This window comes from Bradyrhizobium liaoningense, from assembly GCF_018130785.1.
Classification (GTDB): domain Bacteria; phylum Pseudomonadota; class Alphaproteobacteria; order Rhizobiales; family Xanthobacteraceae; genus Bradyrhizobium; species Bradyrhizobium liaoningense_A.
On sequence record NZ_JAFCJT010000001.1, the window covers coordinates 798,526 to 823,791 of the forward strand.

The following is a 25,266-nucleotide window of genomic DNA, read 5'->3' on the forward strand; positions in this document are numbered from 1 at the left end:
CCGGCAACCGGCTCGAAAACTGCGCAATGATCAACCTGTCGAGCTTCATCGCCTTTCATGCCCGGCGCACGCCGGACCGGCCTGCGCTGAAATATCGCGGCGAGGAGATCTCCTACGCGATCTTCGATACGCGCATCCATGTGGCGGCGGGCTGGCTCGCGGCACAAGGCATCGCCGCCGGCGATGTCGTGGCCGTCCTGATGAAGAACAGCGCGGCATTCCTGGAGCTGGTGTTTGCTACCAGCCATCTCGGCGCGGTGTTCCTGCCGATCAATTTTCGTCTTTCGCGCGATGAGGTCGGCTACATCGCCGGCAACGCCGGCGCGCGATTGTTGATTGTCGATGAGGAGCTGGCCGCAAACGCAGCGGGCGCGGAGACTGTCGTGCTCGACGAGGCGGCGCAGCAAAGCGTCACGCGACTTGCGGGCGATGCGGCAGCCGCGCCGATGCATATCCGCCAGCCATCCGACTTGATGCGGCTGATGTACACCTCGGGCACGACCGACCGCCCCAAGGGCGTGATGCTCAGCTACGATAATTTCTACTGGAAGTCGGCCGACCAGACGATCGCCCTTGGCCTCAGCGCCGACACGCGCCTCCTCGTCGTCGGCCCGCTCTATCACGTCGGCGCGCTCGACCTGCCCGGCATCGCCGTGCTCTGGCATGGTGGGTTCATTCGCATCGAACGCGATTTCGAACCGGAGACGGCGCTCGCTGCGATCGCCGAGGACAGGGTCAACGCCGCCTGGTTCGCGCCCGTCATGACCACCGCAATGCTCACCTGCCCCGCGCGCGACCGCTACGACGTCTCGAGCCTGGAATGGGCGATCGGCGGCGGCGAGAAGACGCCGGAGCTGCGCATCCGCGCCTTCTCGGAATTCTTCCACAATGCACGCTACATCGATGCCTATGGCCTCACCGAGACCGTCGGCGGCGACACATTCATGGAAGCCGGCCGCGAGATCGAGAAGATCGGCTCGACGGGACGCGCCATCGCGCATGTCGAGATCGATATCCGCGACGAGGACGGCAGGACGCTGCCGCCGAACGTCAATGGCGAGATCTGCCTGCGCGGGCCGAAGATCACGCGCGGCTATTGGAAGGATCCGGAGAAGACCGAAACGGCCTTCTTCGGCGACTGGTTCCGCAGCGGCGATGTCGGCTATCTCGACGAGGAAGGCTTCCTGTACCTGACCGACCGCAAGAAAGACATGATCATCTCGGGCGGCGAGAACATCGCTTCCTCCGAGGTCGAGCGCGTCATCTACGATCTGCCCGAGGTGCGCGAGGTTGCCGTGATCGGCCTGCGCGATGCGCGCTGGGGCGAGCGGCCGGTCGCCATCGTCGTGCTGGCCGAAGGCGCGAGCCTCGAGCTCCCTGCTCTCACCGAGCACTGCCGCGCACGGCTGGCGAGCTTCAAGGTGCCGAAAGAGCTGATCATTCGTGACAGCCTGCCCCGCAACCCGTCGGGAAAGATTCTCAAGCGCGTGCTGCGCGCCGAGTTGGAGACGTCTGAATGACGCAAGCGAACGCCAAGGTCACAAAGCTCAACCGCGTCGAGCGCAACGCCTGGACCAAGCAGAAGATCTTCGAGGCCGCGACCAAGGTCGTCGGCAAGCATGGTTATGCCGAAGCCTCCGTCGCCCGCATCACCGAAGAAGCCGGCGTCGCGCAAGGCACCTTCTACAATCATTTCGAGAACCGCCAAGAGCTGCTCGACCAGCTGCTGCCGAAGATCGGCCTCGACATGGTCGAGTTCATCCGTGCCCGCACCGGCACGGCGGATGCGGCGCGGCAGGAGATCGCGCGCTTTTCCGCCTTCTTCGACTTCATCCGCGAGGTCCCGGAATTCCTGCGCATCCTCAACGAGGCCGAGTTCTTCGCGCCCATCGGCTACCAGAAGCATCTCGACAACATCTCGGTCGCTTATGTCCGCATTCTGCGGCGCGCACGAACGGCCGGCGCGATCGAGGATTACAGCGACGAGGAATTCGAGGCCATCGTCCACATGCTGATGGGCTCGCGCGGCTATCTCAGCCGCCGCTATTCTTACTCGGCCGACGGCGTCACCGCCGTGCCCGACCACGTCATCTCCGCCTACCGCAAGCTGATGACGCGCGGCCTCTTCAGTTCATCCGGGGATCAGGACACGCCATGAACATCGCATCTCCACAAAAGCCGCTCGACCTCGCCTCGGCGATCGCCGAAGGCGACATCCGCTGCCTGCTGATGGTGCTCGTGCACATGACGGGCGACGAGAAATGGCTCGAGCCGCCCTATCTGCCCAGGCGCGACATCCGCCTCATCCCCGATCCAGAGGCCGGTGTGCCCCGCGAGATCCAGGACGAGATCCGCGCTGCGGTCGTCAGGCTTTTTGCGGTGGGCACGCCAAAACCCGTCATCACCGATCCCGGCGAAGAGCTGCTGCTCAAGATGATGCGCGCCTGCCTCGGCGAGAACGTCGCGCCGGAATATGCGCCCCTGATGCGCGAGGAGATGGGGTTTGTTGCGCGCGAGCCGCGTTGGACCAAACGTCCCGCGGACGAGAAGCTCGCCGACCAGCACGTGCTGATCGTCGGCGCCGGCGTCTGCGCCATCGCGCTCGGCGTGGCGCTCGGCCATCTCGGCATCCCCTACACTATCGTCGAGAAGAACGAGGAGCTCGGCGGCACCTGGTGGATCAACCGCTATCCCGGCTGCGGCGTCGACACGCCGAACCATTCCTATTCGTACTCGTTCGGCTCGGGTAATGCATGGACGCGCTATTTCTGCCAGCGCGAGGAACTGCTCGGCTATCTCCTCAAGGTCGCGGAGGAATACGGCGTCCGCAAACATCTGCGCGTCAACACCGAGCTGACCTCGTCGCACTGGGACGAAAGCAAGCGGCGCTGGATTTCGACGCTCAAGACGAAGAACGGCGAAAAGACCTTCGAATCCACCGCGCTAGTCTCGGCCATCGGCCAGCTCAACGATCCCTCCCGCGCGCGCTTCAAGGGCGAAGAGGATTTCAAGGGCACGATCCTGCACTCGGCTCTGTGGTCCGGCGATATCGAACTCGACGGCAAGCATGTCGCCGTGATCGGCACCGGCGCGACATCGATGCAGCTCGTGCCGTCGATCGCCGGCCGCGTCGCCTCTGTCACGGTCTATCAGCGCAGCGCGCAATGGGCGCGGCCCGTTAAGGGCTATTCCGATCCGATCAGCGACGGTGCGCGCTGGCTGCTCGCGCATCTGCCGTTCTATGTGCAGTGGTATCGCTTCAACATGTTCTGGCGCTATGGCGACGGCCTGCTGCCGTTCCTGCGCAAGGATCCGGCCTGGCCGCATCCCGAGCGCGCCGTCAACAAGGGCAATGACCGGCACCGCCAGGAGCTGACCGACTTCATCCTGACGGAGCTGAAGGATCGGCCGGACCTGATCGAGAAATGCGTGCCCACCTATCCGCCCTATGGCAAGCGCATCCTGCTCGACAACAATTGGTTCAAGACGCTGACGCGGGACAATGTCGAGCTCGTCACCGACACGATCGACCATTTCGACGCTACCGGCATCGTCACCGCCGACGGCGAGCAGCGCCCCGCCGACATCGTCGTCGTCGCGACCGGCTTCAAGGTCACGGAGATGGCGTCGCGCCTCAACATCAGCGGCCGCGGCGGCAAGGATCTGCGCGAGGCCTGGGCCAACGACAATCCGACCGCGTTCCTCGGCCTCACCGTCCCGGACTTTCCGAACTTCTTCTGCATGCTCGGCCCGAACTCCGGCCCCGCCCACGGCGGCAGCGTCATCTTCCAGTCGGAATGCCAGAGCCGCTACATCTCCGCCTGCCTTGCCGGCATGATCGAGCAAGACGTCGCCGCCATCGACGTCCGCCCTGACGTGCTCGACGACTACGTCCGCAAGGTCGATGCCGAGCATGAGGCGATGATCTGGACCCATCCGGGCATGAGCACCTATTATCGCAACTCCAGCGGCCGGGTGTTTTCGGCCATGCCCTGGCGCTTCGTGGATTACTGGCGGATGACGCATGATCCGGATCTGGGGCAGTATAGGCTGACGAAGGCGTAGACTTGAGGAAGACCGACGTGACCAAGCCAATTGTCCGCGTCTACACCGACTACAAGAGCCCCTACGCGTTTGTGGCGAACAAGCGCCTGTTCGAGCTCGAGGAGGCGCACGGCGTCGAACTCGAATGGCTGCCCTATACGCTGCGCGTCGCTGAATTCATGGGGACGGTAGAGGAGCGCACGCCGCATTTCTGGCGCAAGGTGCGCTACGCCTATATGGACGCGCGGCGCTATGCCAATGCGCAAGGGCTCGTCATGAAGGGGCCGCGGCGGATCTACGACGCGTTCTATTCCAGCGTCGGCATGCTGTTTGCCCAGCGGTACGGCTTCTTCCGCACCTACCACGACACGGTGTTTCGCAAGTTCTGGGGCCATGAGCTGGAGATCGACGATCTCGCGTCAATATCCGGTGTCATCACGTCATGTGGCGGCTCGGCCAGCGAGTTCGAGGCCTATGTCCACGGCCCCGCGCGCGCCGAGCACGACCGCATCATCGATGAGGCCGAAAGGCTTGGCGTGTTCGGCGTGCCGACCATGGTGTTCAACGGCGAACTGTTCTGGGGCGGCGACCGCATCGACATGCTCATCGAACGGGTCGAGAAGCCCGAGACGATCGCGGCCGCGCTCGGCAGCCGCCATCGCAAGCCGGCGTAATTTCTAAGCCGCCAGCCCGCTCTCCACCGGAGCGAAGTCCATCCCGAGGCTTTCCGCCACGGCCTTGTTGGCGATGCGGCCGCGATGAACGTTCAGCCCGTTGCGCAAGTGTGGATTCTCCAGCACCGCCGCAAAGCCCTTGTCCGCGAGCAGCAGGCCGAACGGCAGCGTCGCGTTGTTCAGCGCCTGGCTCGACGTCACAGGCACCGCCCCCGGCATGTTGGCGACGCAATAATGCACGACGCCGTCGACCTCGTAGGTCGGATCGGAGTGCGTGGTCGGATGCGAGGTTTCGAAACAGCCGCCCTGGTCGATCGCGACATCGACCAGCACGGCGCCAGGTCGCATCGACTTCAGCATCGCGCGCGTGACGAGCTTTGGTGCACTGGCGCCCGGCACCAGCACCGCCCCGATCACGACGTCGGCGGCGAACGTCTCGTCCTCGACCGCTTCGATGGTCGAGAAGCGGGTGCGCACCCGCCCGAGAAAGACATCGTCCAGCTCGCGCAGACGGGCAATCGAGCGGTCGATCACCGTGACTTCCGCGCCAAGACCAGCGGCCATACGCGCGGCCTGCGTCCCGACCACGCCACCGCCAAGCACGACGACACGCGCCGGCTGCACACCGGGCACGCCGCCGAGCAGCAGTCCGCGGCCGCCGGCCGATCGCTTGAGCGCGGCGCCGGCGGCCTCGATGGCGAGGCGGCCGGCAACTTCGCTCATCGGCGCAAGCAGGGGGAGGTGACCGGCCGCGTCGGTGACGGTTTCATAAGCGATCGCAGTGCAACCTGACGCGAGCAGGCCCTTGGCCTGTTCGGGATCCGGCGCAAGATGAAGGTAAGTAAAGAGGATCTGGCTTTCGCGGAGCTGGGCCCATTCGCTCTTCTGCGGCTCCTTCACCTTCACGATCATGTCGGACGTCGCGAAGATATCGCGTGCGCTCTCGGCAATGGAGGCCCCTGCCCGCTGATAGACCTCGTCGGACGCCCCAATGCCGCTGCCGGCACCGGTCTCGACCGTCACCTGATGTCCGGCCGCGACATATTCGCGGACCGCGCCCGGGGTGAGCCCGACGCGATATTCCTGCACCTTGATCTCCTTGGGCACACCGACGCGCATCTTGGGCTCCTTTTGATTCACCTCACGATCGTAACGAGGTGGCCGGTTTGGTTTCGTGCAAATATCCGCTAGTTTCGCCGCATGCGCGCCGGTTTCGGTCGCGGAAGTGCCCTTTCACGCTGGAAACAAAACCTTGGACCTCGACCGGAAAGATCTCGCCATCCTCGCGGAACTCACCACCAATGCGCGGGCCAGCCACACCGAGCTCGCCAACAAGGTCGGGCTATCAAGCACGGCGCTGGCGCGGCGGCAGAAGGCGCTGGAGGACGACGGCTACATCCAGGCGTACCAGGCTGCGCTCGATCTCGCGCAATTCGGCCTCACCACGACCGTGCTGGTCCGCATTGCGTTGGAGAGCCAGAGCGACGAGGCGCTCAAGGCGTTCGAGGCCGAGGTGGTGAAGTGTCCTTCGGTCGTGCGCTGCTTCCTGATGTCCGGCACCGACGACTACATCCTGATCGTGCTCGCCCGCGACATCCAGGATTTCGAGCGCATCCACCGTACCGAGCTGTCGCGCCTGCCGCGCGTGGCGCGGGTACAATCGAGCTTCGCGCTGCGCGAAATCGTCAACCGTGCGGTGCCGACGGTGGTTTTCGGCGAAGCCAAGCGCTGACCACTTTGTCACGGGCGCATAATTCCCGGCAAGGAACCAAGCGGCCGGTTGTCCGTTGGACGCCATTGGCAAGCGGAGCCAACGGTGCCTCCGCGTCAGTACGGCTGACGTCTCGGCTCGGTCGCCGTCGCAGGGAGCAGGACATGAGTGATGTCACGCACGAGATTCCCGAACGCATTCCAATTCATATCGTCGTCAATGGCGTCGGCCACACGCTCGACCTGGTGCCTTGGACCACGCTCCTGGATGCCTTGCGCGACCATCTCGAGCTGACCGGTACCAAGAAGGGCTGCGATCACGGCCAGTGCGGCGCCTGCACCGTGCTGATCGACGGACGGCGCGTCAATTCCTGCCTGACGCTCGCCGTCATGAAGGACGGCGCCGAGATCACCACGATCGAAGGGCTTGCCAAGGACGGAACGCTTCACCCCGTGCAACAGGCGTTCATCGACCACGACGCCTTTCAGTGCGGCTATTGCACGCCGGGACAGATTTGCTCGGCGGCGGGCCTTTTGGCCGAAGGCCGCGCCCGGGATGCCGACGAGATCAGAGAGCTGATGAGCGGAAATCTCTGCCGCTGCGGCGCCTATCCGAACATCGTCGCCGCGATCCAGCAGGCAATGGACCGGCCATGAACAACTTCCAGTATTCCCGTGCCACCGACATCGCCGATGCGATCCGCCTGCTGACCGCCGATCCCGGCGCCAAGCTGATTGCCGGCGGCACCAATCTGATCGACCTGATGAAGGAAAATGTCGAGCGGCCCTCCCGGCTGATCGACATCTCCCGCCTGCCGCTCCGCGACATCGAGGAGACGGCCGGCGGAGGGCTGCGCATCGGCGCCTTGGTGCCGAATTCGGACCTCGCCTACCATCCGCTTGTCGAGCAGCGCTATCCCCTGCTCGCCGCCGCCATCCTCGCCGGCGCTTCCGCGCAATTGCGCAATATGGCCTCCGTTGGCGGCAACCTGATGCAGCGCACGCGCTGCGCCTATTTTTATGACACGGCGACACCCTGCAACAAGCGAGAGCCCGGCAGCGGCTGCTCGGCAATCGACGGCCTCAACCGCAACCACGCAATCCTCGGCACGAGCGCGTCCTGCATCGCGACCAACCCGTCCGACATGAGCGTCGCACTTGTCGCGCTCGGTGCGCTCGTGCACATCGCAGGTCCCTCCGGCCAGCGCGCGATCGCATTGATCGATTTCCATCGACTCCCGGAGGACAAACCCCATGTCGATACAAATCTCGGCACCGGCGAGATCATCGCGGCCGTCGAACTTCCCAAGCACGGCTTTGCCCGCAACTACAGCTATCTGAAAATCCGCGACCGGCTGTCCTATGCTTTTGCTTTGGTCTCGGTCGCGGCCGCGCTCGAACTGGATGGCAACGCGATCAGCGAAGCCCGCCTGGCGCTCGGCGGCGTGGCTCACAAGCCCTGGCGCAGCCTTGAGGCCGAAGCGGCGTTGCGTGGGCGGGCGGCGACGCCGGATCACTTCTCACGCGCGGCCGATCTGCTGCTGCAGGGGGCAACGTCCCGCGCACATAACCGTTTCAAGATCGAGCTCGCACGCCGCGCCATCGTGCGCACGCTGATACAAGCCGCCGGCGCCACGCCGCAATCGCAGGCTCACAAGAAAATCGCGTGAGGGACCGATGAACGCCTATGTCGGAACGCCAACGTCCCGCATCGATGGCCGCGCCAAGGTCACCGGAGCCGCCAAATATGCCGGCGAATTTTCGGCAGACGGTCTCCTCTATGGCTTCGTCGTCGAGGCCACGATTCCGCGCGGACGCATCGCTCGCATCGACGCCGGCGACGCGCTGCAAGTGAAGGGCGTGGTCGACGTGCTCACGCATGCGCATCGTCCGCCCCTCGCCGACAATGACGATGCCTGGAAGGACGAGGTGGCGCCGGAGAAGGGCTCGCCCTTCCGCCCGCTCTATGACGACAGGATCAGGTTCAACGGCCAGCCGATCGCGCTCGTCGTGGCGGATGACTGGGAAACCGCCAAATTCGCCGCGACCCGCGTGCGTGTTGAATACGATCGGGAGGCATTTGCGACCGATCTCGAATCCGAACATGGCAAGGCCGGCAAACTGGATCGGCCGCACAAGCCGCGCGGCGACGCCGCCGCGGCGCTGGCTGGGGCCGCTGTGCGGCACCAGGCGGATTACGTCCTCCCGACCGAGCACCACAACCCGATGGAGCTCTATGCGACCACGGTGGTCCGCGACGGCAGCGGCAGGCTGACCGTCCATGACAAGACGCAAGGCGTCCAGAACGTCCACAAATTTCTATGCAGTGTGTTCAACAAGAAGCCCGATGATCTCCGCGTGGTCTCGCCCTATGTCGGCGGCGCCTTCGGCTCCGGATTGCGGCCGCAATACCAGGTGGTGCTGGCGGTGCTTGCCGCGCTCGAACTCAAGCGATCCGTTCGTGTCGTGCTGACGCGGCAGCAGATGTACGGGCTCGGCTACCGGCCCATGACCATCGAGCGTGTCGCGCTCGGCGCAAGGCCCGACGGCACGCTCGATGCCGTCACGCACGAGGCCACTGCCGTGACTTCGCGCTACGAGGATTTTTCGCGCAATGACACCGGCTGGGCGGAACAGCTGTACAAAAGTCCGAACAGCCTCTTCTCCCACAAGCTCGTCGATCTCGACCTCTCCACACCCTGCGACATGCGCGCGCCCGGGGCCGCGTCCGGCGTCTGCGCGCTCGAATGCGCCATGGACGAGCTGGCCGTCGCGCTCAAGCTCGACCCGATCGAGCTGCGATTGAAATGCTATTCGGACCGTGACCAGAGTGAAGACCTGCCCTACACCAGCAAGCAGCTGCGCGAATGCTACGCCCGCGGCGCGGAAGCCTTCGGCTGGACCCGGCGCAATCCTGCGCCGCGCTCCATGCGCGACGGCAAGGAGCTGGTCGGCTGGGGCATGGCGACGGGGGTGTGGGAGGCGCTTCAGATGCCGGTCGCCGTCCGCATCGTGCTGACGTCGAACGGCCATGCCGAAGTATCCTGCGCCGCGTCCGATATCGGCACCGGCACCTACACCATCGTGGCACAAGTGGCCGCCGACGCACTCGGGCTGCCGATCGAGAATATCGACGTGAAGCTTGCCGATTCAACCTTGCCGCAGGCCCCCGTCGAAGGCGGTTCCTGGATGGCGGCGTCGAGCGCGCACGCCGTGCTGGGCGCGGCCGAAGACATTCGCCTGGAGCTCGCACGGCTCGCCAAGGCGGTGCCCGCCTCGCCCCTCGGCGGCGTCGATGCGCCCGACGTGATCCTTGTCGACGGCACGATCGCCAAGGCCGGCGACAAGGCGCGTGCCGTCTCGATCGCCGATGCGATGCGCCACGGCAAGCTCGAGCGGATCGAGAAGCAGAAGCTCAACCATTTCGCGGAGGACAAGTCGCACGCGCGCAACACCCATTCGGCGGTCTTCGCCGAGGTCAAGGTCGACGAAGAATTGGGCGTCATTCGCGTCACGCGCGTCGTGAGCGCGGTCGCAGCCGGCCGTATCCTCAATACCAAGACCGGCCGCAGCCAGATCATGGGCGGCGTGGTCTGGGGCATCGGAATGGCGCTGCACGAGGAGACGGTGATGGATCACCGCTTCGGCCGGATCATGAACGCGAACATCGCCGAGTACCACATTCCCGTGAATGCCGACGTTCACGACATCGACGTCATTTTCGTCGACGAACCCGACGACCGGATCAACAGGCTGGGCGTCAAGGGCCTTGGCGAGATCGGCATCGTCGGCGTACCTGCGGCAATCGCGAACGCGGTCTATCACGCCACCGGCAAGCGCATCCGGCGCTTCCCGATCACGCTGGACAAGTTGCTGGACTGATCGCCCGTCACACGAACCCCGCCGGATCGCGCGACTGTCATAAAACTGTCATCGAAAGTGCAGAGACCTGCCAGTCTCTGTACATTCGGGACACACCATGGATTATTTCAAGCGCTTCAACTTCCTGTTCGCTGCACCGGTGTTCGACGCCGACGATCTGGAAGGCATCCGCTTCAACCAGATTGTCGAGGAGATCCAGCGCTCCGGCTTCGAGGTCGTGAGGGCCCGCAGGTTGGAGGACGCCGAGATCGCGGTGCAGACCGACGCCGCGATCGGCTGCATGGTGGTGGACTGGGGCAAGAAGGGCCTTGAGGGGAAGACCTCGGCGCTGATCAACCTGATGCGGCGCCGCGGCCTCGACTTCCCGATCATCCTCCTGATCCGACGCAAGCGCTTCGAGGATTTGCCGGTCGAGGTGCTCGACTTCATCGACGGCTATGTCTTCCTGTCCGAGGAGACGCCGACCTTCATCGCCAAGAATTTGATCAGCCGGCTCAAGCAATATGCCGAGAACCTGAAAACGCCGTTCTTCGGCGCGCTGGTCGATTATGCCGAGGAAGGCAACCAGCTCTGGACCTGTCCGGGTCACAATGGCGGCGTGTTCTACAACCGCAGTCCGATCGGCCGGGTCTTCGTCGAGCATCTCGGCGAATCCGTGTTCCGCGACGACCTCGACAATTCCGTGCTCGACCTCGGCGACCTCCTCACCCATGAGGGCCCGGCGCTGAAGGCGCAGAAGGAAGCAGCAGCGATCTTCGGCGCGGAGAAGACCTATTTCGTGCTCAACGGCACCTCGACCTCGAACAAGGTCGCGCTCGGCGCCCTCGTCACCGACGGCGACCTCGTGCTGTTCGACCGCAACAACCACAAGGCCGCCCATCACGGCGCACTGATGATCAATGGCGGCATCCCGATCTACGTGCCGACCATCCGCAATGCCTGGGGCCTGATCGGCCCGATGCGCTGGGACATGCTCGACGAAAAGACGATGCGCGAGGCGATCCGCAATCATCCGCTGGTGACGGACAAGGATGCCTGGCGCAAGGAGCGGCCGTTCCGCGTTGCCGTGGTCGAGCAGTGCACCTATGACGGCTCGATCCACAGCGCCGAGATGATCCTGCAGCGCATCGGCCATCTCTGCGAATACATCCTGTTCGACGAGGCCTGGGCCGGCTTCATGAAATTCCATCCACTTTATGCCGGCCGCTTCGCCATGGGGCTGGCGAATCTTCCCCCCGAAGCGCCCGGCATCATCGCGACGCAATCCACCCACAAGCAGCTCGCGAGCTTCTCTCAGGCCTCCCAGATCCATATCAAGGACCGCCATATCCGCGGCCAGAAGCGGCGCGTCGAACACCGCCGCTTCAACGAAAGCTTCATGCAGCACGCCTCGACCTCGCCGTTCTACCCGCTGTTTGCCTCGCTCGACGTCGGCGCGCAGATGATGAAGGGCCGCTCCGGCGAGGTCCTTTGGGACGACACGATCCGGCTCGGCATCGAGCTGCGCAAGAAGATTCGCGCGATGCGCCGGGAGTTCGAGGAGAAGGAGCAAAATCCGGATCGCCGCTGGTTCTTCGAGCCCTTCGTTCCCGATCGCGTCGCCATTCCCGACGTCAGCCGTCCCGGCGCCGCGCACAACGTCGCTTGGGAGACCCTCTCAACCGATGAGCTCGCCACCAATCCGGCGCTGTGGCAGCTCTCGCCAGATACCAACTGGCACGGCTTCCCGGACCTTGCGGAAGGCTTTGCCATGACCGATCCGAACAAGCTGACCTTGCTCACCCCCGGCTTCGACCGCACCACCGGCGCCTATGCCGAGCACGGCATTCCCGCGCCTGTGGTCGCGCAGTATCTGCGCGAGAACCGCATCGTCCCTGAGAAGAACGACCTCAACTCCCTGCTCTTCCTGCTCACCCCTGGCGTCGAGGCGAGCAAAGCCGGCACGCTGATCTCCGGCCTCGTCGCGTTCAAGAGGCTGCACGACGACAATGCGCTGCTGGCCGACGCGATCCCGGAATTCTATCAGCGGCGGCAGGCGCGCTATGCCGGCGTGCGGCTGCGCGATCTCTGCGGCCAAATGCATCGCTTCTTCCGGGATGCCAACGTCAGTGCACTTCAGGCACGGCAGTTCATGCCCGAGCACATGCCCGAGATCGCGATGTCGCCCCGCGATGCCGCGCGCTATCTGTTCAAGAACGACGTCGACTATTTACCGATCGAGGCGATCGCAGGCCGCATCGCCACCACGCCCTTCGTGGTCTATCCACCCGGCATCGCCACCATCGTGCCCGGCGAGCGGCTGACGGAACGGGCCAAGCCCATGGTGGATTATCTCAAGATGTTCGAGACCTGCTTCAACACGTTCCCGGGGTTCGATGTGGAAATCCAGGGCGTCTACAAGGAGATCGATGCGCAGGGCCGCATCGGGCTCTATACTTACGTCGTTGCCGAGTAGGTGCTGATGAACGAAACAGCGATTGCCCGCCAAGATGAAGAGCCGGTCCTGGTCCGGCCCTCACGCGAGAGCGATGTCGAGGCGATGCTGGCGATCTATCGCCATCACGTCCGCAATGGGGTGCCGCGCGACGTCGAGGGAACCGGCGCACCCGAACCGGACGATCTGCGCGACCGCCGCAAGAATTTGAAGCAGACCCGCCTGCCGCATCTGGTCGCGACCTACCGCGGCGAGGTGGTCGGCTATGCCTATGCCGTGCTGTTCCGCAAGCGCCCGGCCTATCGATTCACCGCCAAGCATTCGATCTACGTCCACCACGAGCATCTCGGCCGCGGCGTCGGACGGCTGCTACTCCAGGGAATGATCGACGCTTGTGCGGCGGCCGGCTTCCGCCAGATGATCGGTTATATCGATGCCGACAACGCGCCGTCGCTGGCGCTGCACGAGAGGTTCGGCTTCGCGCGCGCCGGCCTGCTCTGCGGCGTCGCCTATCGGCACGGCCGCTGGTCCGACACCGTCATGGTGCAGCGCTCGCTCGGCGCCGGTGTCACCGCCCCACCTCCTGTCACGGCGCCGGGCCGCTAGAGCACGATCCGGACCCGAGGGGCCGCGTTAGCGTAAGGTGCACAGCGGTTTTTTCAAACGCGGAACGCATTTGCGCGGAGATCATGCTCAGGCAATCAACCAGACCGCGATGACGATTCATGCCGATCTCATCGCGTCTTGGATCCTCACGACGGAAAGTCGGCCGGTCTGACCTGGATGCGGTCGGCATGCAGCGACCAGTGATGCAACGCCTGGTCCTTGCAGAATTTTGCCTTCGCCCGCTCCGTGGCTTCGTTCTCGTCGTTGGCGTCGATCTCGAGCGTGCCCTGACAAACCTCGATCTGCCGGCCGTACTGGCCGAGCACGTCCTTCATGAACCTGACGACATAAGTTGACATGGGACCTCCTGCCTGCCCCCCCGGCCAGCCCCGGCGGCACTCTAATCCCATTTATCCCGGATGTGGGAGGGGGAATTTGACGCGGATCAAGACGATCAGGCGGTGCGGCAATCCATTTGCGGAACCGGCCGTCCGGGTCTAAGCCGCAATGCCGGCCTACACCTATGAGGACCCTTCCCTTGCACTTTGTCTCCGACACCGAAGTCACGAAAGCCCTGACGTTTCCGATCCTCATTGCGGCCCTGGAGGAAGCGCATCGCCGGCCGAAGATGGAGGTTCTCGACGCCTTCCTTGGAGACGAGAAAGGGCAATACGTCATCCGGAGCGCGGTCGATCCCAGCCGGTACATGGCGAGCAAGATGTTCACGAGCTTCCCGGCCAATCTTGCGGAGGGGAAGATGCCGGCGGTGCAGGCCGTGTGCGTGCTGTTCGACGGCACCAACGGACGGCCGTTGGCGGCGATGGACGGCACCGAGATCACGCATTGGCGCACCGCCGCCGACTCCGCTCTGGGCACGAAACTGCTCGCCCCGCCCGGTCCCAAGACGCTGCTTTGCGTCGGTGCCGGTGAAATGTCCGAATGGCTGATCCGGGGCCATCGCACCGTGCGGCCGTCGCTGCAACGCGTGCTGATCTGGAATCGAAGCCCGGACCGCGCCGCGGATCTCGCCCGGCGTTTGGCGGAGGACGGCGTGAAGGCGGAAACGGTCACGGATCTCGATGCCGCCACGCGTGAGGCCGACGTCATCACCACCTGCACCCGCGCGCATCAACCGCTGATCAAGGGAAAAAACTTGCGGCCGGGCACGCATCTGGACCTCGTCGGCGGCTACACGCCGCAAACACGCGAGGCTGATGACGAGTCAGCAAAGCTGTCGCGTGTCTTCGTGGACCGGCGGGAGCCCGCCTTCCACGGGGTCGGCGACATCCTGCAACCGATCGCAAGCGGCGCGATCAGCGAAACGGACGTCCTCGGCGACCTCTACGACCTCGCCAGCGGTCGCGTGCAAGGGCGCATCTCACCGTCCGACATCACCTTCTTCAAGAACGCCGGCGGCGGTCATCTCGACCTCATGACTTGCGAAGCCGTGTTCCAGCAGCTCGGCGCAAAGCTGGGGTAGACGCCTTACCCCGGGACAGAGCCGACATCAGCGATCACGTCTTGATGTCGAGTAGCGTGTCTTCCGTCTCGGCGTAGGCTTGAATGACCTTCGCATTGGCAATGAAGCTGTACTTTGCGGTCGCCAGTTGAACGAACTCGCTGGCGAGATCGACATTCGGCGCAGCGACCAGACCGTCCTGGTTTGCGAAGGGAGCGGTTGGGTCAGATTGCGCGGTATAGCTCGGCGAAACCGTCGACACGGTCGCAATGGTCCCGCCGGACGTCGAGCCGCTCGACTGGGAGACCTGATCGACTCGCAGCGGCACATAGGCCGCGGGAAACGTCGGACCAATGCTCGAACTGCCCGCACCGGCCGCTGCGCCCGATCCGCCTGACGCAGGCAGCGGGCCGGTCGTTTGAACGTTGGCGATATTGCTCGCGGCCACGTTCACACGCAAACTCGCGGCAGAAAGTCCGGATGTCGCAATCGAAACTATGCTCATGAACCCTGATCTACAGGACAAGTCATACGCGTTCATTCACGCCATCGGTAAAATCCGCCGCGTTCTATTTTCAGCCTCGTAACCAACAATCGGAGCGCAATAGCCCTTCGCGCGCCCCTACCCCGGCATCACGCCAAACGCCTGCTTGAAGCGCTCGGCATAGCGCGGCCAGACCTCGGGATTGATGATGCGCGGCGGGCGTTTGCCGTCGAGCGTCTCCAAGACCTGCTCGGCGGCGATACGGCCCATGTTCTGGCGCGCCTCGATCGTAACGCCTGCGGTATGGGGGCTCGCCAGCACGTTGTCGAACTGGAGCAGCGGATGCTCCGGCGGCGGCGGCTCCTTGGACCAGACGTCGAGACCGGCACCGGCGATACGCTTGTCGCGCAGAGCCTGGAGCAGCGCGTCCTCGTCATGGATGAAGCCGCGCGCGGTCGTGATGAAATAGGCATGCGGCTGCATCAGCGCGAATTCGCGCGTGCTGATCATGTTGCGGCTGCGCTTGTCGAGCGGGCAGGAGATCGAGACGAAATCGGCGCGGCGCAGCAGCTCGTCGAGCTCGACCTTCTCCCCGCCCCGCTCGGCCATCACCTCGGCCGACAAATACGGGTCATAGGCCAGCACTGTCATGCCGAGCAGGCCCTTGCACAGCGCGGCGATTCGGCGGCCGACATTGCCGAGGCCGATGATGCCGACGGTCTTGTGCTCGACCTCGTTGCCGACGAGTTCGTTACGGTTGACGTCGCGCTCGCGGCGCAGGCGGCGGTCGGACTGGATGATGCGCTTGGACAGCGTCAACATCATCGCCAGCGCATGCTCGGCGACGGAATGGGCGTTGCCGCCGGACTGGTTGACGACCAGCACGCCGGCATCGGTGCAGGCCTCGACATCGACGGGATCGAAGCCCGCCCCATTGCTCGATACCAGCAGCAGGTTCGGCGTACGCTTCAGGAAGGTGGCATCAACGTGAAAATGCGGCGCCAGCTCGTCACGGGCGGCGCCGATCTGGTAGACATGGGCGGCACTCAGGATCGGCGCGTAGAAATCCTCGGGACTCTCGTTCTCGATGCGATCGAGCCGGACGTCGGGCCGCGCCTTCAGGATGTCGATATAGATCGGATTGGCCAGATACTTGACGTAGAAGACGCGCTTGCTGTTGACGGACATCAGGACCCTTCCGGCTCTCTCAAGGAGACCCGCAAGGCCAGCGCACCCCACGCCCCATCCATGCGTCCCTCCCGTTTTCTCGTTATCGCCGCTTATGACATGGCGGCGCCGGCGACGGCAGGCCGTCTGGCGCAGATCACGGTGCCGGCCCGGACATGTTGACAATCCCGCTGCCTGCGTCAAGTTCGGCAGACCGCCGCGACGGCCAGAACCAAGAAGCATGCGCGGCTCAAGGGAGAACGCAATGGCGCTTGCGGAACAGCAGACCTCGCCCCAGGCGGCACAAAGCACCAGCGACAGGAGCTGGCACGGCATTGTCCTGCAGACCCTGAAGCGGAACGAGATCAGCCTGATCCCTTACGTGCCCGACCGCGTGCTGACGCCGCTGATCAAGAACCTGCACGCCGATCCTTTCTTCACCACCTTTGCCACCGCTCGTGAGGAAGAGGCCGTCGGCATCATCTCGGGCGCCTGGATGGGCGGACGTCGCGGCGCAGTGCTGATGCAGACCTCCGGTTTTGCCACGCTTGCCAACGTGCTGGCCTCGCTCGCAGTGCCCTACCAGATCCCGTTGATCATGTTCGTCTCCGAACGCGGCACGCTCGGCGAGTTCAATTACGGCCAGTCGCTGGTCTGCCGGACCATGCGCCCGGTGCTGGATTCGCTGGCGCTGGAGCACCACACCATCACGCGGCTCGACGAGCTCGAATTCATCGCCGACCGCTCGATCAAGCAGGCCGTCACGACGCAGGCGCCGGTGGCGCTGATCCTCAACCCGCTGCTCACCGGCGGCAAGACGTTCGACAAGTGAGGTCGGCCAAATGAGTTCAAAAACGAACACGCGCAACACCAAGGTGATGAACCGGTTCGACGTGACCTCGCGCCTGATCGCGAAGCTCAAGCACGAGGAAGCGGTGATCGGCGGCATCGGCAACACCAATTTCGATCTCTGGGCCGCCGGCCATCGTCCGCAGAATTTCTACATGCTGGGCAGCATGGGCCTCGCCTTCCCGATCGCGCTCGGCGTGGCGCTGGCGCAGCCCGATCGCCGCGTCTTCGCGCTCGAAGGCGACGGTTCGCTGTTGATGCAGCTCGGCGCGCTCTCGACGATTGCGGCATTGAAGCCGAAGAACCTCATCATGATCGTGATGGACAACGGCATCTACCAGATCACCGGTGCGCAGCCCACGCCGGCCGCGAGTGTGGCCGACATCGTCGCGATCGCCTCCGGCTCGGGGCTTGCCAACAGCGCCTGGGCCGCGGACGAGGAGGATTTCGAGCGGCTGGTCGACGAGGCCATGTCGGCTGACGAGCCAAGCCTGATCGCGGTCCGTATCGACGACAAGCCGGGCGTCGGCACAACCCGCAGGGATCCCGTGCAGATCCGAGAACGCTTCATGCACGGCCTCGGCGTGCGCGAGCCACTTTAACGTTTCGTCATTAACTACACGGCGATCTGATCCCTGCCCCTTAACAGGCCGTTGCAAATCCGTGCTATCGGCACCGGATGTCCATTTTTGTTCGCTTTTTTGCCTGGCTGCTCGCGGCCGCCGTCACATTCGCAACCCTCGGCCCGCCCGGCCTGCGGCCCCATTCCGACCTCGGCCAGGACGGCGAGCATGCCCTCGCCTTCATCCTGGTGGGACTGGCCTTCGGCCTCGCCTACCGGAACCGTCGCTGGGCCGTCGCCGCCCTCTCTGTGGTCCTGATCGGCGTGCTCGAGCTGATGCAGTTCTGGGCACCGGGACGGCATGCACGGCTGGAAGATTTCTTGGTCGATGCCGGCACCGCCTGCATCGGCTTTGCACTCGCCGCCGTCGCCGACTGGGTCATGGCGCGCTGCTTCCGCGCCAATTCGGCCCTGATAAACCAGGGCCCCGCGGAGTGACGCTCCGCAGGGCCCGGCTCTTCAAAGCCTTCGCGCTCTGATCGATCAGTCGATGATCTTGACGATGCGGCGCGTGCGCGGTTCGACGATCACGCGGCGATCGTTCACGACCGCGTAGCGATACTCGGTGTAGTTCGGCACGGGGCGCAGCACCACGGTCGGGGGCAGCGGCTCGCCCACCACGACGCGCTCGTGGATCACGACGGAGTCGTCGCGCGGAATCCCGCCAAGCACGGCATTCGGAATTTCGAGGCCGGCGCCGACGGCCGCACCGACGGTGCCGCCGACCATCGCGCCGATCGGGCCACCGATGTCGCCACCCGCACGCGCGCCGTCCGCAGCGCCCTGGGCAGTCGTCGACTGAGCAAAGGCTGCACTCGACGCCAGCAGCGAGGCGGCAGCCAACGAAATCGCAAGACGGGTTTTCATGTCCTGATGTCTCCAGTGATTGTTGTGCGCCTTCAACCGCGGGGCCGGAGCAATGTTCCGGTTCCCCCATGATGAAAGACACGCCAAATCTGGAGACTGTTACCGGGTAACAGTTCAGGCCGCGGCGATCTCGTGGCCCGCCATCAGTTCCAACGCCCGCACCATCGCGGAATGATCCCAGGCCTTGCCGCCATGCGCTGTGCAGGCCGAGAACAATTGCTGTGCCACCGCCGTGTTCGGCAGCGACAGGCCGAGCGTGCGTGCCCCTTCAAGCGCGAGGTTGAGGTCCTTCTGGTGCAGCTCGATGCGGAAGCCGGGCTCGAAATTTCGCTTCACCATCCGCTCGCCATGCACTTCCAGAATCCGTGACGAGGCAAAGCCGCCCATCAGCGCCTGCCGCACCAGCGCCGGGTCGGCACCGGCCTTCGATGCAAACAGCAGCGCTTCGCTCACCGCCCCGATCGTCAGTGCGACGATGATCTGGTTGGCGACCTTCGTCGTCTGCCCGTCGCCATTGGCGCCGACGCGGGTGACGTTCTTGCCCATCTTGTCGAACACCGGCTTCATGGTGTTGAAGGCGCGCTCGGGACCACCGACCATGATCGTGAGGCTCGCGGCCTTGGCGCCGACCTCCCCGCCCGATACCGGCGCATCGAGATAGTCCGCGCCGAGCGCCTCGATCTTCCTGGCGAACTCCTTGGTCGCCAGCGGCGAGATCGAGCTCATGTCGACGACAATCTTGCCCTTGGAGATGCCGCTCGCGACACCGTCCTTGCCGAACAGCACCGCCTCCACATGCGGGGTGTCAGGCACCATGATGATGACCGCATCCGCCTCCTCCGCGACTTCCTTCGCTGATTTGCAGGCGATGCCGCCCGCGGAAATCAGCTCCGGCGCGACCGGTGCGACGTCATGCAGGAGAACGCGATGGCCCGCGGCCAGAAGATGGCCGGCCATCGGCCGTCCCATGGTGCCAAGTCCGATGAAGCCGATGTCGATCATGTCTCGATGTCCTCAGGTCTCGAAGGTTTGCGCGGCGTGCCAGGACAGGCCTTCCAGCGTCGTGGTGCGCGGCTTGTATTCGCAGCCGATCCAGCCGCGATAGCCGATCGCGTCGAGGTGGCGGAACAGGAAGGGATAGTTGATCTCGCCGGTGCCGGGCTCATGGCGGCCCGGATTGTCAGCGAGCTGGATGTGGGCGATCTGCGGCAGATATTCCTGCATGGTGCGGGCGAGATCGCCCTCCATGATCTGCATGTGATAGATGTCGTACTGGATGAACAGATTGTTCGAGCGCACCTCGGAGATGAGCTGCACTGCCTGCTCGGTGCCGTTGAGAAAGAAGCCGGGAATGTCGAGCGTGTTGATCGGCTCGACCAGCAGCTTGATGTTCTCCCGCGCCAGAGTCGAGGCGGCAAAGCGCAAATTTCCGACCAGCGTTTCGTTGAGCTCGCGCGGGTCGGCATCGGCAGGCGCGATACCGACGAGGCAATTGAGCTGCTCGCAATCGAGCGCCTTGGCGTAGTCGATGGCACGAAACACGCCGTCGCGAAATTCACTGACGCGATCGGGCAGGATCGCAATGCCGCGCTCCCCTGCCGCCCAGTTACCCGCTGGAAGATTGTGCAGCACCTGCGTCAGCCCGTGAGCCTCGAGCTGTTCGCGCAGCAACGCCTTGTCGAAATCATATGGGAAGAGATATTCGACACCGCTGAAGCCTGCCGCTTTCGCCGCGGCGAAGCGATCGACAAACGGCATCTCGTTGAAGAGCATGGTGAGGTTGGCGGCAAATTTCGGCATGATGCTCTCTCCTATTCCGCCGGCTGCAGCACGCCGGGCCGCTTGGTCCCGACCTCGTCGAGCGGCAGATCCAGCACCTCCTCGAACTCGACGATGTTGTCGATCTCCGTGCCCATCGCGATGTTGGTGACACGTTCGAGAATGAACTCGACCACGACAGGCACGCGGTGCTTCGCCATCAATTCGCGCGCGGTCGCGAACGCCGCCTGCGTATCCCTGGGATCGGTGACACGGATCGCCTTGCAGCCAAGACCTTCGGCGACCGCGACATGGTCGACGCCGTAGCCGCCGAGCTCCGGTGCGTTGACGTTCTCGAAGGAGAGCTGGACGTGATAATCCATGTCGAAGCCGCGCTGGGCCTGGCGGATCAGGCCGAGATAGGAATTGTTCACGACGACGTGGATGTAGGGCAGATTGAACTGCGCCCCGACCGCGAGCTCCTCGATCAGGAACTGGAAGTCGTAATCGCCGGACAGCGCGACAATCTCGCGATCCGGGCATGCCGCACGCACCCCGAGCGCGGCAGGCAGCGTCCAGCCGAGCGGGCCGGCCTGCCCGGCATTGATCCAGTTGCGCGGCTTGTAGACGCCCAGGAACTGCGCGCCGGCGATCTGCGACAAGCCGATCACGGTGACATAGGTGGTGTCGCGGCCGAAGGCCTTGTTCATCTCCTCATAGACGCGCTGCGGCTTGATCGGGACGTTGTCGAAATGGCTCTTGCGCAGCATCGTCTTCTTGCGATCGCGGCAGGCCGCGGGCCATGCCTGGCGCTCGCGCAACCTGCCTGACCGGCGCCACTCCCTGGCGACGGTGACGAACAGCTCGAGCGCGGCCTTGGCGTCCGAGACGATGCCGAGATCGGGATTGAACACGCGCCCGATCTGGGTCGGCTCGATGTCGACATGCACGAAGGTGCGGCCCTTGGTGTAGGTCTCGACCGAGCCGGTGTGACGGTTGGCCCAGCGGTTGCCGATGCCGAGCACGAAGTCCGACTCCAGCATCGTCGCATTGCCATAGCGGTGGCTGGTCTGCAGGCCGACCATGCCGGCCATCAGCACGTGGTCGTCGGGGATCGCGCCCCACCCCATCAGCGTCGGCACGACCGGCACGTTGGCGATCTCGGCGAATTCCACCAGCAGGTCCGAGGCGTCGGCGTTGATGATACCGCCGCCTGCGACGATCAGCGGCCGCTCGGCGGCGTTGAGCATCTCCAGCGCCTTCTCGACCTGCTTGCGGGTCGCGGTGGGCTTGTAGACCGACAGCGGCTCATAGGTCTCGTCGTCGAACTCGATCTCGGCGAGCTGCACGTCGAGCGGCATGTCGATCAGCACCGGACCCGGCCGGCCCGAGCGCATGACGTGAAAGGCCTGGCTGAACACGCGCGGTACCAGCGCCGGCTCGCGCACGGTCACAGCCCATTTGGTCACGGGCTTTGCGATCGACTCGATATCGACGGCCTGGAAGTCTTCCTTGTAGAGCCGTGCGCGCGGCGCCTGCCCGGTGATGCAGAGGATCGGAATGGAATCGGCGATCGCCGAATAGAGCCCGGTGATCATGTCGGTGCCGGCCGGCCCCGACGTGCCGATGCAGACGCCGATATTGCCGGCCTTCGCCCGCGTATAGCCCTCGGCCATATGCGAGGCGCCCTCGACATGGCGCGCGAGGATGTGGCGGATCGACCCGCGCTTCTTCAGCGCCGAGTACAGCGGATTGATCGCGGCCCCGGGAACGCCGAAGGCAGTCGAGATGCCCTCTTTCTCCAGAATTCGCACGGCAGCATCGACGGCTCGCATCTTCGCCATATCGGACCTCGCTTGAGTTGCGTCAGCGAGCGCAATCATCAGGCGTGCAAGACGCGATCTCAACGAGATCGATTTTATTTTCCACGATGCGGCAGCCGCGGAAAAATCGCGGCGGTCTCAACTAGTTAGATCGAGACATCCGTGAAAGCCGCTCACTCGAACAGCGGCGCGAGCTCCATCTGCGGCACCAGCACAAGGCCCTTGTCGGTGATGCGAATTTCCGGAATGACCGATAGCGGAATCAAATTGAAGCCCATGTAGGGGATGGTGCAGCCGGCCTCGGCCCATTCCTTCTTCAGCACCTTGACCGCTTCGGCGACCTCGGTGACGCGCTTGTCGGAGAGTAGGCCTGCGATCGGCAGCGGCACCAGCGCCCTCACCTTGCCGTCGGCGACGACGCAGACGCCGCCCTGCTCCGCCTTGATGGCTGATATCGCCGCCTGCATGTCGCCCTCGTTGGTGCCGGCGACGATGATGTTGTGGCTGTCGTGCCCGACGCTGGAGGCGACCGCCCCGCGCTTCAGGCCGAAATCCTTCAGCAGGCCGTAAGCGACATTGCCGGCCGACTTGCCGTGGCGCTCGACCACCGTGACGAAGCACAGGCCGTAGCGCTCAAACAGCGACGGCCAGTCCTTGGCCGGCTCGATCGGAACCTTCTCATGGATCAGGGTAATGCCCGGCAGCGCGGTCTTGATGGCATTGACGGTACACGCCTTGGCCGGCAGCTCCGGCGTCAGCTTGACCTTCTCCGGAAGCTTGACGGTCGCATAGGCCGCCTTCGGATATTGATAGCGTTGCGACAGCGCCTGATCGAGCCGCGGCGTGATCTTGCCATGCTCGACCACCAACTCGCCGCCATACCAGGTGCATTGCGGTCTGAGCTGATCGTCCATCAGTACGAGATCGGCGCGGCGGCCGCCGCCGAGCCCGCCGATATCGCCCTCCATGCCGAAGCGTGTGGCGCCATGCAGCGAGCCCATCGACCAGGCCTGTTCGGGCGACATGCCGGCCTTTACGGCCTCGCGCACCACCCAGTCGAGACCGAACAGCAGCAGATCGTCGGCATCACGGTCGTCGGTGCAAACCGCCGTACATTTGTGCGACGCCCCGAGTTCGGTGATGGTGCGGATCGCCTGCGGCAGCGAGTGCCAGGGCGTGGTCGGCGGGCCGCCGCGCAGGAACACCCAGACGCCGGCGTCGAGCAGATCGTCGGCGATGTCGCGATCGATCGCCTCATGGGTGTCGGTGACGCCGCTCGCCGCATAGGCCGCGACGAATTCGCGGCCGTAAACGTGTCCGGACACCGGCCGTCCCCGCTTCAAGGCAGCGGCAAGGATGGCATGGCTGCGCTCGTCACCCATCGTGACAGGCACGAAATCCATCTTCTCGCCGAGTGCGACCGCTTCGGGCCAGCGGTCGAACAGGCCGGCGACCTTGTCCGGCGTGAGATCGCCGCCCGCGGTCTCCAGTTCCGCCGACGTGGCCGGCACCGTGCTCGGCACCGTCAAAAAGATCGAGAGCGGCGCCTCGCGCGCGTCCTCCAGCATCGCCTCGACACCGGCGACGTCCATGACGTTGCCGATCTCGTGGCTGTCGCAGAAGATCGTGGTGGTGCCGTTGAGGAGCGCAGCCTCGGCATAGGCGCAGGCCGTCACCATGGAGGATTCGATGTGGATGTGCGGATCGACCAGTCCAGGCGCGATGATGCCTCCGGCGGCGTCGTAAAGCGGCACCCCGCCCCAGACCTTCTTCGCCGCCCCGGCCGGTTTCACCGCTGCGACGCGGCCACCGGTGATCCAGACCTCCCGACCGGGATGGATGCGCTCCGAATAGGTCGAAAGCACCCGGGCCCCCGTGACCACGAGATCCGGTGCGACGCGGGCGGAGGCGACATCGGCCAGACGCCGGGTCATCGAATGCAGCGGTGCGACGGCGAAGCGGGTAAGTCTGGTCATCGGGACCCTCGCGTGGCGTTACGGCCCAGCGATCGTTACGCCCTGCGCTATAGCGGGCAAGCGCAAATATAACGGCAGGCCCTGCTTACGCCTTAGGCGCCGAACTGCCCGTCGTCCCCACCCTTGCAGGCCTGCGCGGGTTCCGCCTTCTCGGCGGTGCTGCGGCGGCGGGCTTGACCCGAATTCGCATCGACCGGCCCTTTGATTCATCGATCTCGAACGAGTTCGTCTTGCGCACGAGGTCGCTCAGCTTGCGGAACCCGAACGTTCTCGGATCGAAATCCGAGGCCAGATTGGCGAGCTGGCGGCCGACTTCACCGAGCGCGACCCAGCCGTCCTCGCTCTCCATCTGGGTGATGACCTTCTTGATGATGGGCGTGGCGGCATCGGGCGGCTGAAGCGACGTCGACCTTGAGGCGGCATCCTGGGTGGTCGCCGGGACGGCAAGCAGGTTCTCGGTGTAGACGAACCTTCGGCAGGCCTGCCTGAAGCTTTCCGGCGTCTTCTGCTCGCCGAACCCGAAGACATCGACGCCCTGCTCACGGATGCGGGCGGCCAGACGGGTAAAGTCGCTGTCGGACGAGACCAGGCAGAAGCCGTCGAACCGGCCGCTGTGAAGCAGGTCCATGGCGTCGATGACCAGCGTTATGTCCGAGGCATTCTTTCCCGTCGTATAGGCGAATTGCTGCTGCGGGATGATGGCGTGTTTGGACAGGATGTCGGCCCAACCCCTGGACCGCGCATTGGAGAAGTCGCCGTAGATGCGGCGGACGCTGGCCTCGCCGATCTTGGCAATCTCCTCGAACAGCCCATCCGCGATCTTCGCAGAGGCGTTGTCGGCATCGATCAGAACGGCGAGACGGGGCGAGCGAAGGTCCGACGGCATGGCGTTTCCTCAACGAGCTGGACGC

General features: G+C 64.6%; 24 protein-coding genes. 14 read left to right on the forward strand and 10 right to left on the reverse strand.

The window, feature by feature from the left end:
- Positions 1-26 precede the first annotated feature (26 nt).
- Genes JQ627_RS03505 through JQ627_RS03520 form a run of 4 tightly spaced genes read left to right on the forward strand, consistent with a single transcriptional unit; the run spans position 27 to position 4,718 of the window.
- Entirely contained in the window at positions 27-1,520 is a 1,494-nt protein-coding gene (locus JQ627_RS03505; RefSeq protein WP_212482747.1) for an AMP-binding protein, read from the forward strand.
- Positions 1,517-2,158 carry a TetR/AcrR family transcriptional regulator gene (locus JQ627_RS03510; RefSeq protein ID WP_212482748.1) on the forward strand — a complete coding sequence of 214 codons (642 nt, stop codon included), beginning with the start codon at positions 1,517-1,519 and terminating at the stop codon, positions 2,156-2,158. Before JQ627_RS03505 ends, JQ627_RS03510 begins: the two co-directional genes overlap by 4 nt.
- On the forward strand, positions 2,155-4,065 hold the full coding sequence (locus JQ627_RS03515; protein ID WP_212482749.1) for an NAD(P)/FAD-dependent oxidoreductase: 1,911 nt from the start codon (positions 2,155-2,157) through the stop codon (positions 4,063-4,065). The genes JQ627_RS03510 and JQ627_RS03515 overlap by 4 nt, the downstream gene beginning before the upstream one ends.
- Positions 4,066-4,082: 17 nt before the next feature.
- Positions 4,083-4,718 (forward strand): 2-hydroxychromene-2-carboxylate isomerase, encoded by a 636-nt coding sequence (locus tag JQ627_RS03520; RefSeq protein WP_212482750.1) that lies wholly within the window; start codon positions 4,083-4,085, stop codon positions 4,716-4,718.
- 3 nt (positions 4,719-4,721) lie between these two features.
- Here JQ627_RS03520 and ald read toward each other — a convergent pair whose 3' ends face one another.
- Positions 4,722-5,837, reverse strand: a complete 1,116-nt coding sequence (gene ald / locus JQ627_RS03525; protein ID WP_212482751.1) for an alanine dehydrogenase — start codon at positions 5,835-5,837, stop codon at positions 4,722-4,724.
- A 133-nt stretch (positions 5,838-5,970) separates the two neighbouring features.
- Between ald and JQ627_RS03530 the strand changes: the two genes are divergently transcribed.
- From JQ627_RS03530 to JQ627_RS03555, 6 genes are all read left to right on the forward strand, one after another.
- Entirely contained in the window at positions 5,971-6,450 is a 480-nt protein-coding gene (locus JQ627_RS03530) for an Lrp/AsnC family transcriptional regulator (protein WP_212482752.1), read from the forward strand.
- A gap of 143 nt (positions 6,451-6,593) precedes the next feature.
- The gene (locus JQ627_RS03535) at positions 6,594-7,085 is read left to right on the forward strand and encodes a (2Fe-2S)-binding protein (RefSeq protein ID WP_212482753.1); all 492 of its coding nucleotides are present in this window, start codon (positions 6,594-6,596) and stop codon (positions 7,083-7,085) included.
- The gene (locus JQ627_RS03540; protein ID WP_212482754.1) at positions 7,082-8,098 is read left to right on the forward strand and encodes a xanthine dehydrogenase family protein subunit M; all 1,017 of its coding nucleotides are present in this window, start codon (positions 7,082-7,084) and stop codon (positions 8,096-8,098) included. Before JQ627_RS03535 ends, JQ627_RS03540 begins: the two co-directional genes overlap by 4 nt.
- Positions 8,099-8,105: 7 nt before the next feature.
- Complete coding sequence (locus JQ627_RS03545) at positions 8,106-10,310, forward strand: xanthine dehydrogenase family protein molybdopterin-binding subunit (RefSeq protein WP_212482755.1); 2,205 nt, start codon at positions 8,106-8,108, stop codon at positions 10,308-10,310.
- A 97-nt stretch (positions 10,311-10,407) separates the two neighbouring features.
- Entirely contained in the window at positions 10,408-12,765 is a 2,358-nt protein-coding gene (locus JQ627_RS03550; RefSeq protein WP_212482756.1) for an Orn/Lys/Arg decarboxylase N-terminal domain-containing protein, read from the forward strand.
- A 6-nt stretch (positions 12,766-12,771) separates the two neighbouring features.
- Entirely contained in the window at positions 12,772-13,350 is a 579-nt protein-coding gene (locus tag JQ627_RS03555) for a GNAT family N-acetyltransferase (RefSeq protein ID WP_212482757.1), read from the forward strand.
- 146 nt (positions 13,351-13,496) lie between these two features.
- Here JQ627_RS03555 and JQ627_RS03560 read toward each other — a convergent pair whose 3' ends face one another.
- Positions 13,497-13,709 (reverse strand): hypothetical protein, encoded by a 213-nt coding sequence (locus JQ627_RS03560; protein ID WP_212482758.1) that lies wholly within the window; start codon positions 13,707-13,709, stop codon positions 13,497-13,499.
- 179 nt (positions 13,710-13,888) lie between these two features.
- On the opposite strand from JQ627_RS03560, the gene JQ627_RS03565 reads away from it, so the two are divergent.
- The gene (locus tag JQ627_RS03565) at positions 13,889-14,830 is read left to right on the forward strand and encodes an ornithine cyclodeaminase family protein (protein WP_212482759.1); all 942 of its coding nucleotides are present in this window, start codon (positions 13,889-13,891) and stop codon (positions 14,828-14,830) included.
- Between the two features lie 34 nt (positions 14,831-14,864).
- On the opposite strand, the gene JQ627_RS03570 is transcribed toward JQ627_RS03565, so the two are convergent.
- Both JQ627_RS03570 and JQ627_RS03575 read right to left on the reverse strand, forming a co-directional pair.
- Positions 14,865-15,314, reverse strand: a complete 450-nt coding sequence (locus tag JQ627_RS03570; protein ID WP_212482760.1) for a flagellar basal body rod protein FlgC — start codon at positions 15,312-15,314, stop codon at positions 14,865-14,867.
- Between the two features lie 117 nt (positions 15,315-15,431).
- A complete protein-coding gene (locus tag JQ627_RS03575) occupies positions 15,432-16,481 on the reverse strand; it encodes a hydroxyacid dehydrogenase (protein ID WP_212482761.1) in 1,050 nt (349 codons plus the stop codon).
- Between the two features lie 244 nt (positions 16,482-16,725).
- On the opposite strand from JQ627_RS03575, the gene JQ627_RS03580 reads away from it, so the two are divergent.
- From JQ627_RS03580 to JQ627_RS03590, 3 genes are all read left to right on the forward strand, one after another.
- Positions 16,726-17,292, forward strand: coding sequence for a thiamine pyrophosphate-binding protein (locus JQ627_RS03580; RefSeq protein WP_212482762.1), 567 nt, complete (start codon positions 16,726-16,728; stop codon positions 17,290-17,292).
- 10 nt (positions 17,293-17,302) lie between these two features.
- Positions 17,303-17,911: a thiamine pyrophosphate-dependent enzyme gene (locus JQ627_RS03585; RefSeq protein ID WP_212482763.1), complete on the forward strand. Its 609-nt coding sequence runs from the start codon at positions 17,303-17,305 to the stop codon at positions 17,909-17,911.
- A 77-nt stretch (positions 17,912-17,988) separates the two neighbouring features.
- A complete protein-coding gene (locus tag JQ627_RS03590; protein WP_212482764.1) occupies positions 17,989-18,369 on the forward strand; it encodes a VanZ family protein in 381 nt (126 codons plus the stop codon).
- A gap of 45 nt (positions 18,370-18,414) precedes the next feature.
- Here JQ627_RS03590 and JQ627_RS03595 read toward each other — a convergent pair whose 3' ends face one another.
- The 6 genes from JQ627_RS03595 to JQ627_RS03620 form a co-directional block, all read right to left on the reverse strand.
- On the reverse strand, positions 18,415-18,798 hold the full coding sequence (locus JQ627_RS03595; protein ID WP_212482765.1) for a DUF1236 domain-containing protein: 384 nt from the start codon (positions 18,796-18,798) through the stop codon (positions 18,415-18,417).
- A 114-nt stretch (positions 18,799-18,912) separates the two neighbouring features.
- Positions 18,913-19,800 (reverse strand): 2-hydroxy-3-oxopropionate reductase, encoded by an 888-nt coding sequence (locus JQ627_RS03600; protein WP_212482766.1) that lies wholly within the window; start codon positions 19,798-19,800, stop codon positions 18,913-18,915.
- A 12-nt stretch (positions 19,801-19,812) separates the two neighbouring features.
- Complete coding sequence (gene hyi / locus JQ627_RS03605; RefSeq protein ID WP_212482767.1) at positions 19,813-20,598, reverse strand: hydroxypyruvate isomerase; 786 nt, start codon at positions 20,596-20,598, stop codon at positions 19,813-19,815.
- 11 nt (positions 20,599-20,609) lie between these two features.
- The gene (gcl, locus tag JQ627_RS03610) at positions 20,610-22,400 is read right to left on the reverse strand and encodes a glyoxylate carboligase (protein WP_212482768.1); all 1,791 of its coding nucleotides are present in this window, start codon (positions 22,398-22,400) and stop codon (positions 20,610-20,612) included.
- A gap of 152 nt (positions 22,401-22,552) precedes the next feature.
- On the reverse strand, positions 22,553-24,355 hold the full coding sequence (locus JQ627_RS03615) for an adenine deaminase C-terminal domain-containing protein (protein ID WP_212482769.1): 1,803 nt from the start codon (positions 24,353-24,355) through the stop codon (positions 22,553-22,555).
- 85 nt (positions 24,356-24,440) lie between these two features.
- On the reverse strand, positions 24,441-25,241 hold the full coding sequence (locus JQ627_RS03620) for an NYN domain-containing protein (RefSeq protein ID WP_212482770.1): 801 nt from the start codon (positions 25,239-25,241) through the stop codon (positions 24,441-24,443).
- Positions 25,242-25,266: the final 25 nt, after the last annotated feature.